The sequence below is a fragment of the Fredinandcohnia quinoae genome, assembly GCF_022427965.1.
GTDB classification, from domain to species: domain Bacteria; phylum Bacillota; class Bacilli; order Bacillales; family Bacillaceae_L; genus Ferdinandcohnia; species Ferdinandcohnia quinoae.
On the sequence record NZ_JAKTTI010000068.1, the window covers coordinates 1 to 8795 of the forward strand.

The 8795-nt window shown below is 38.2% G+C and carries 7 protein-coding genes and 2 tRNA genes; all 9 read left to right on the plus strand.

Annotation, left to right across the window (positions count from 1 at the left end):
* Positions 1-92: 92 nt before the first annotated feature.
* A tRNA-Gly gene (locus MJG50_RS21780) sits at positions 93-167 on the plus strand.
* 21 nt (positions 168-188) lie between these two features.
* A tRNA-Ala gene (locus MJG50_RS21785) sits at positions 189-264 on the plus strand.
* Positions 265-444: 180 nt separating this feature from the next.
* The gene (gene rocF / locus MJG50_RS21790) at positions 445-1347 is read left to right on the plus strand and encodes an arginase (RefSeq protein ID WP_240257880.1); all 903 of its coding nucleotides are present in this window, start codon (positions 445-447) and stop codon (positions 1345-1347) included.
* Between the two features lie 173 nt (positions 1348-1520).
* Positions 1521-2084 (plus strand): RNA polymerase sigma factor SigW, encoded by a 564-nt coding sequence (gene sigW / locus MJG50_RS21795; protein ID WP_240257881.1) that lies wholly within the window; start codon positions 1521-1523, stop codon positions 2082-2084.
* 14 nt (positions 2085-2098) lie between these two features.
* Positions 2099-2731 (plus strand): anti-sigma factor family protein, encoded by a 633-nt coding sequence (locus MJG50_RS21800; RefSeq protein WP_240257882.1) that lies wholly within the window; start codon positions 2099-2101, stop codon positions 2729-2731.
* A 144-nt stretch (positions 2732-2875) separates the two neighbouring features.
* A complete protein-coding gene (gene cdaA / locus MJG50_RS21805) occupies positions 2876-3697 on the plus strand; it encodes a diadenylate cyclase CdaA (protein ID WP_240257883.1) in 822 nt (273 codons plus the stop codon).
* Complete coding sequence (locus MJG50_RS21810) at positions 3690-4928, plus strand: CdaR family protein (RefSeq protein ID WP_240257884.1); 1239 nt, start codon at positions 3690-3692, stop codon at positions 4926-4928. The genes cdaA and MJG50_RS21810 overlap by 8 nt, the downstream gene beginning before the upstream one ends.
* Before the next feature lie 28 nt (positions 4929-4956).
* Positions 4957-6303, plus strand: coding sequence for a phosphoglucosamine mutase (gene glmM, locus MJG50_RS21815; protein ID WP_240257885.1), 1347 nt, complete (start codon positions 4957-4959; stop codon positions 6301-6303).
* 457 nt (positions 6304-6760) lie between these two features.
* Positions 6761-8563 carry a glutamine--fructose-6-phosphate transaminase (isomerizing) gene (glmS, locus tag MJG50_RS21820; RefSeq protein ID WP_240257886.1) on the plus strand — a complete coding sequence of 601 codons (1803 nt, stop codon included), beginning with the start codon at positions 6761-6763 and terminating at the stop codon, positions 8561-8563.
* Positions 8564-8795 lie beyond the last annotated feature (232 nt).

The following is an 8795-nucleotide window of genomic DNA, read 5'->3' on the forward strand; positions in this document are numbered from 1 at the left end:
AGCATCTGACTTTTAATCAGAGGGTCGAAGGTTCGAATCCTTCATGGCTCACCAATGTTTTTTGGCGTTAGTAAAACAACTCACACCATTTTGCGGAAGTAGTTCAGTGGTAGAACACCACCTTGCCAAGGTGGGGGTCGCGAGTTCGAACCTCGTCTTCCGCTCCAGAAAAGAAATGATATTATATTGGGGCCTTAGCTCAGCTGGGAGAGCGCCTGCCTTGCACGCAGGAGGTCAGCGGTTCGATCCCGCTAGGCTCCACCAATTATTCGAATGCATACTATAGATCCAAGTGGATTTATAGTTTTTTATTTGTTAAAAATCACCATTTCTCTCTTTCTGATTTTTATTAACAAATCGTATATATATACATGAATTTGTCGAGTTGAGTCATTCTATCAGAAACAGGTAAAATAAGGAGTAGGGAGAAGGAGGTAAATCGGAATGAAAAAGAATATTTCAATAATCGGTGTACCCATGGATCTTGGTCAAATGCGTCGTGGAGTAGATATGGGACCGAGTGCGATACGTTATGCAGGCGTAACAGAAAGATTAGAACAGCTTAATTATAAAATAGATGATTTAGGCGATATTGAAATCGCTAGAGCACAAAAGATAACAGACAATCAAGAAGGTAACCTGAGAAATTTAAAAGGTGTTTCAGATGCAAGCGAAAAACTCGCTGCTAAAGTAGATGAGGTCATTACAAAAGGTGAATTTCCACTTGTACTTGGTGGGGATCATAGCATTGCGATTGGAACATTAGCGGGTGTTGCTAAGCACTATAAGAATCTTGGGGTTATTTGGTATGATGCTCACGGGGATTTAAATACGGCTGAAACATCTCCAACTGGTAATATTCATGGAATGCCACTTGCTGCTAGCTTGGGAATTGGCCATCCAGCTTTAACAAATATTGCTGGTTATAGTCCGAAGATTAAACCTGAAAATATAGTTATTATCGGTGCAAGATCACTTGATGAAGGTGAGAAAAAGCTAATTAAGGAAATAGGGATTAAAGTATATACAATGCATGAAATTGATCAACTAGGTATGGCTACTGTAATGGCTGAGGCAATTGATTATCTTAAGGAAAGAACAGATGGAGTACACTTATCATTAGATTTGGATGGTCTGGATCCGCATGATGCTCCAGGGGTGGGTACACCGGTACTAGGAGGCATTAGTTACAGGGAAAGTCACCTAGCTATGGAAATGCTAGAGGATGCAAAAATTATAACCTCTGCTGAATTTGTTGAGGTAAATCCTATATTAGATGACAAAAATAAAACAGCTACTGTTGCTGTTGCTCTTATGGGTTCATTATTTGGTGAAAAGCTATTATAATTTGAAGAAGATTAGCAGTAACTCAATATTCTACGAGTTACTGTTTTTTTAGTTGAAAAATATTAAACATTTAGTAGCCATAATTTGTTAAAATAAGATAATCGGGGAAAAATGAAACCTTTTTATTTTTGGTTCGTAAAATATCTATACCCGCAATGAGCGGAGGTTAATAAATGGAGACAATAGTTAAAAATAGAATTAGACAGATTAGAAATGGTGACCAAAGTGCCTTTGCGGAAATAGTTGAAATTTACAAAGATAAGGTGTTTCAATTATGCTATCGAATGCTTGGGAATCGTCATGAGGCAGAGGATATTTCACAAGAAGCTTTTATTAGGGCTTACGTAAATATCCACAGTTATGATATAAATAAGAAGTTCTCTACATGGCTGTATCGAATTGCTACTAATCTGTCGATTGACCGAATACGTAAGAAAAAGCCAGACTATTATTTGGATGCAGAAATTGCTGGGGCAGAAGGCCTTACGATGTATTCACAGGTTGCTGCGGACGTAGCTCTACCTGAGGATGAAGTAGAAAGTCTTGAATTAAAGGAATTAATTCAAGCCGAAATACTTAAGCTACCTGATAAATATCGATCGGTTATCGTATTAAAATATATTGAGGAGTTTTCATTAAAAGAAATTGGTGAAATACTTGATTTACCAGTCGGTACGGTTAAGACAAGAATTCATAGAGGCCGGGAAGCCTTAAGACGCCAACTTCGACATGTATAGGGGTGAAGAATAAAATGAATTGCTCAGAAGATATTGAACTGCTAATGCATAGATACTTAGATGAAGATATATCAGTAGATGAGGAAAAATTATTAAGGGAACATCTGCATGAATGTGAGTCGTGCAATCAGCATTTTCATGAACTAAAAAAGACAATTGCTCTCGTACAGAGTACTTCTCATATTTCTGCACCTAGTGATTTTACCATGAAGGTAATGGCTAATTTACCTAAGGAAAAACGGACGGTAGGATTTAGAAGATGGTTTAGAAGTCATCCACTTTTAACAGCAGCATCTTTATTTCTTCTTTTAATGGGGGGGAGCGTCTTTTCATTATGGAATGAAAATGAGGAATTCTCAGTTTCCAATCAAAGCAATTTGATAATAGAGAATAATACAGTAACTGTTCCAGAAGGAGAAGTAGTAAAGGGCGATGTTGTCGTTAGAAATGGCAAGCTCATAATTGAAGGACAAGTTGAAGGAAATGTAACAGTGATTAATGGAGAAAAATACATGGCCTCAGCAGGTCAAGTAACAGGTGATATAAAAGAGGTCAATCAAATGTTTGAATGGCTTTGGTACAATATTAAAAAGGTAAGCAAGGATGCAGTTCATATTTTTGACAAAGAAGAGTTGCAAATGCAATAATTAAAGGCCATCGAAAGTGATGGCCTTTTTTCTCTAGCCCTTGTTAAATTTCACCTGATTTGTAATTAGAGTAGGAAAGTTTTATGATATAATTGAAAGGTTAAAATGTTTGGATATTGGATTATTTGTAGAGGAAGTGTGAGAATGTCATTTGAAGAACTCCCATTTTTAGGTTACCTCGGCAATGTGATAGATATTCTCCTTGTTTGGTATGTGATATATAAATTAATGATGGTGATACGAGGGACAAAAGCAGTTCAGTTACTCAAGGGAATTGTCGTCATTATTTTTGTAAGGATGCTAAGCAGCCTTCTGGAACTACATACATTGTTTTGGTTAGTGGATCAAGCAATAAACTGGGGATTTTTAGCTATTGTTATTATTTTCCAACCCGAATTAAGAAGGGCACTTGAGCAATTAGGACGTGGGAAAATATTCTCAAGATCGGGGAACGAAGAAGAAGACGAACAAACGAAACTTATTGAGGCCATTACGAAGGCAACAGATTATATGGCGAAACGCCGGATTGGAGCTTTGATTTCAATCGAGCGTGAGACGGGAATGAGTGACTATATTGAGACAGGAATTCCATTACAATCTGTTATTTCCTCAGAACTATTAATTAATATTTTTATACCAAATACACCATTACATGACGGGGCAGTAATCATCCAGAAAAATCAAGTTGCTGCGGCAGCATGTTATCTTCCTCTTTCCGAAAGTCCTTTTATATCAAAGGAGTTAGGGACTCGTCATAGAGCTGCTCTTGGTATAAGTGAGGTTACAGACAGTATTACTATCATTGTCTCAGAGGAAACAGGTAGTGTGTCTCTTACAAAAAACGGAGAACTTCACAGAGATTTAAAACAAGACCAATTCCGAGAATTACTTGAACAAGAGTTAAAAATTAAAGAACGTAATACCTCTCAATCAATTTGGCAATGGAGGGGGAAAAAGAATGGATAAATTAATGGATAATCGCTGGGTCATACGGATTATCGCATTGTTACTTGCTTTACTTCTTTTTACATCGGTGGCGTTTGAAAATAAATCCACACCGAATACTCCTGGGGGATGGTCCATTACTTCAGATTATAAGGATACACTAACAGAAATCCCTGTAAATACTTATTATGATGAAAAAAATCTTGTAGTGTCCGGTGTACCGCAATTTGTAAACGTAGCAATTGAAGGGCCGTCGGGTGTAACGAAAAAAGCTGGACTTCAAAAAGAAATTGAAGTGTATGCTGACTTAACGGATCTTGCAATTGGTACGCATAAAGTGAAACTACAATATCGAAATATATCAGATAAAATACAAGTAAAAATAGAGCCTGCTGAAATTACAGTCGTCATTCAAGAAAAAGTAACGAAGGAATTCTCTGTAGAGGTAGACTTTGTTAATAAGAACCAGCTAGAAGATGGATACAAGACTGAACAGCCAGTTGTGAAACCAAATGTTGTTAAAATAACTGGAGCAAAAGAAGAAATAGACAAAATTGCATTAGTAAAGGCAGTTGTCGATCTCAAGGGTGTTAAAGATACGTTAATACAAGAATCTAGGGTTGCTGTATATGATAAAAATCAGAACGTATTATCAGTATCAGTGGAGCCTTCTGTTGTTGAAGTAACTGTCCCAATTTTAAGCCCTAGTAAGACCTTATCGTTAAATGTGAAACAAAAGGGAGAACTGGCAGAAGGGTTAAGTCTTCTTGAGATTTCATCTCTCCCTAAGGAAGTAACCATCTACGGTCCAAAGGAAGTAATCGATTCAATTACTTCTCTGGAAGACATTATGGTGGATGTTGATAAAATAACTGAGAATACGACACTTGAAGTAAGTGTCCCAGTTCCAAAAGGAGTAACTAAGGTTTCTCCAGAGAAAGTTGAAATTAAGATAAATGTTGAAAAAGAAGAAAAAAGAAGTCTTTCTGACATACCAATTAGAAGTAATGGTTTAGGTGATCAGTTTGAAATCGCATTTTTAGATCCATCAACAGGTATCCTTGATCTTGAAATAATGGGTGCTCCAAGCATTTTAAATGGGATAAGCCCAACAGATTTTGATTTGTATGTGGATGTCACGAACCTAGAAATTGGCGAACATGATGTAGACATCAAAGTGAATGGCCCACAAAATATAACTTGGGTTTTACCGGTGGAGAAGGCTAAAGTAAGTATTTCAGAAATAGAATAGCAGGATATGCTGTAAAGGAGCGATAAACATGGGAAAATATTTTGGTACTGATGGTGTCCGTGGGATTGCAAATAGTGAATTAACCCCTGAGCTTGCATTTAAGGTTGGTCGTTTTGGTGGGTATGTTTTAACAAAGGATAAGGATAGACCAAAGGTTTTAATTGGCAGAGATACTCGAATTTCCGGCCACATGCTAGAAGGTGCATTAGTAGCGGGATTACTATCAATTGGTGCAGAAGTTATGAGGTTGGGGGTTATTTCAACCCCTGGAGTGGCATATTTAACAAAGGCATTAGGGGCTGAAGCAGGTGTCATGATCTCTGCTTCACATAATCCAGTTCAAGACAATGGAATCAAATTTTTTGGCCCAGATGGCTTTAAGCTTTCAGATGAACAGGAAAAGGAAATAGAAGATCTCTTGGAATTACCTGAAGATCAATTACCTCGTCCAGTAGGTGCTGATTTAGGACTCGTTAATGATTATTTTGAAGGTGGACAAAAATACCTCCAATTTTTAAAACAAACAGTGAGTGAGGATTTCTCAGGAATTCATGTTGCGCTAGATTGTGCACATGGAGCAACCTCTTCATTAGCAACTCATTTATTTGCAGATTTGGATGCAGACATTTCGACAATGGGAACTTCACCAAATGGACTTAATATTAATGCAGGTGTTGGTTCAACACATCCAGAAGCACTAGCAGAATTCCTCAAGGAAAAGGGTGCTGATGTTGGACTAGCATTCGATGGTGATGGAGATCGACTTATTGCGATTGATGAAAATGGTAAGATCGTGGATGGGGACCAGATTATGTACATATGTGCTAAGCACATGAAAGAACAAGGTCGATTAAAACATCAAACAGTCGTATCCACTGTTATGAGTAATCTTGGTTTTTATAAGGCGCTTGAAGCGAATGAAATACAAAGTGCCCAAACAGCAGTAGGTGACCGTTATGTGGTTGAAGAGATGAAGAAAGGCGGCTTTAATCTTGGAGGCGAGCAATCAGGTCATATTATTTTTCTAGATTATAATACAACTGGTGATGGACTATTAACAGGGCTTCAATTAGTCAATATCATGAAAATGACACAAAAGCCATTGTCTCAGCTTGCGAGCGAAATGAAATCATTCCCTCAATTACTTGTGAATGTAAAAGTGACAGATAAGTATAAAGTTGCTGAAAACCCGACAATTAAAAGTATAATTGATCAAGTTGAGCAAGAAATGAGCGGAAATGGACGGATTTTAGTTCGACCTTCTGGTACTGAACCATTAGTGAGAGTAATGGCTGAGGCACCAACTGAGGAAGAATGTAAAGAGTATGTTGAACGAATCGTTAAGGTAGTACAGGAAGAAATGGGAGCAGAATAATAAGATACTTGTTTCAATTTTATGCATAAGTGGCACGAAGTTGCTCGCTTATGCATATTTTTTTAGTAAAGAGGGGATTTTCATCTCCATCTTTTTAATTGACGTTATATAAAGGAGTGGTGTATGATATGACTTGTTCTACCACTAATAATGAAGGGAGGATAGAGGAGTATTACGTTTTATAAAAGCGCCAGAACTAAATCAATGTACGGAAAACATAACAATGGGGAGATTCCACATTGGTTAATGATTTAGTTGACGAGGTGGAGGATTATCGAATTTTTCGGCGGATGCCTCCCGGTTGCACATTCACAACCGAAAATCCTTTTATGTAAAACAAAGGGGCAACCTTTTGGACAAACGAAAGGATATGATGATTAAAAACCAAATACTATAAAAAAGGGGCAAGAAAAGCCCCGTGCTTTCTTGTTCCCTTTTTTAGGGAGGACTTGGAATTATGTGCGGAATCGTAGGTTATATTGGACAACAAGACTCGAAGGAAATTTTACTAAAAGGGCTAGAAAAGCTTGAATATAGAGGGTATGACTCTGCAGGTATTGCAGTTATGAATGAGGAAGGCGTACATGTCTTCAAAGAAAAGGGACGAATTGCAACATTGCGTGAAACGGTGGATCCATCTGTCTTTGCATCTGTTGGAATTGGACACACACGCTGGGCAACACATGGTGCACCTAGCAAAGTTAATGCACACCCACACCAAGGAAATACAGGACGTTTCACACTCGTTCACAACGGTGTAATTGAAAATTATGTACAGTTGAAAGACGAATATTTACAAAACGTTGAGCTAAAAAGTGATACAGATACAGAAGTAGTTGTACAGGTTCTTGAACAACTTGTTAAGCAAGGAATGGAAGTAGAAGCTGCTTTCCGTAAAACATTAGGCCAGTTAAAAGGGTCATATGCGATTGCGTTATTAGATAAGCAAAATAATGAAATGATTTATGTGGCAAAGAATAAAAGTCCATTATTAGTTGGTCTAGGTGATGGATTCAATGTTGTTGCAAGTGATGCAATGGCAATGCTGCAGGTTACAGATCAATATGTTGAGTTAATGGACCGTGAGATTGTTATCGTAACAAAAGAAGTGGTAACGATTAAAAATCTTGCTGGAGACTTAATTGAACGTTCTCCTTATACAGCAGAAATTGATGCAAGTGAAATTGAAAAAGGAACATATCCTCACTATATGCTAAAGGAAATCGATGAGCAGCCATTAGTGGTGCGTCGAATTATTCAGGAGTACCAAAATGAAGCTGGAGAATTAGAAATTAATGCCGATATTTTGGAAGCGATGAATGAAGCTGACCGTATCTATATTATTGCAGCGGGAACAAGCTATCATGCAGGACTTGTCGGCAAGCATTTTATTGAAAAAATGGCACAGATTCCGGTCGAGGTTCATGTTTCAAGTGAATTCGGATACAATATGCCGTTATTATCAGAGAAACCATTATTCATTTTCATCACTCAAAGTGGCGAAACAGCAGATAGTCGAGCAGTTCTTGTTCACATTAAAGAATTAGGCTACAACGCATTAACAATCACAAATGTTGCAGGGTCAACATTATCGCGAGAAGCTGACTATACGTTATTGCTCCATGCAGGTCCAGAAATTGCAGTTGCTTCAACAAAAGCATATACTGCACAAATGGCAGTATTAGCAATTCTAGCAGATGTAACAGCCAGGTCAAAAGGGCTCATGCAGAATCTTGATTTAGTGAAAGAGCTAGGAATCGTTGCAAATGGAATGGAAGTTCTCTGTGATGCGAAAGAGGAAATGGAAGAGATCGCATGGCAGTACTTAACAACGACTCGTAATGCATTCTTCATCGGTCGTGGATTAGACTACTTTGTTGGTTTAGAAGGATCATTGAAGCTCAAAGAAATCTCCTACATCCAGGCTGAGGGATTTGCTGGTGGAGAGCTTAAGCACGGAACGATTGCCTTAATCGAAGACGGAACACCCGTCATCGCTCTAGCAACCCAAGAACATGTGAACCTAAGCATTCGTGGAAATGTCAAAGAAGTAGCAGCTCGTGGCGCAAACCCATGTATTATCTCGATGAAGGGCTTAGAAGCAGACGACGATCGCTATGTCATACCAGTAGTGAATGAATTACTTTCACCACTTGTTTCTGTCATTCCGTTACAGTTAATTTCTTACTATGCAGCCTTGCACCGTGACTGTGATGTGGATAAACCAAGAAATTTAGCGAAGAGTGTGACGGTGGAGTAAGTGGCTGTATAAGAAATAGCGAATTTTGTACCCACCCAAAAATCTTTAGGCTAAGCTAAAAAACTTTGTCCTTAAAGAAAAAAGTCTGGTCAAGACTGAGGGTGCAGTGACAATTATGTATGTAGCCGATTATTCTACCAATTAGAATCGAGAACGTACCGTTGGTACGTTTCTCGGTTCTTTGTGCGCCCTGCATGGGCGAATACTCGGTGGTGAAAGTCCACTACAGGCT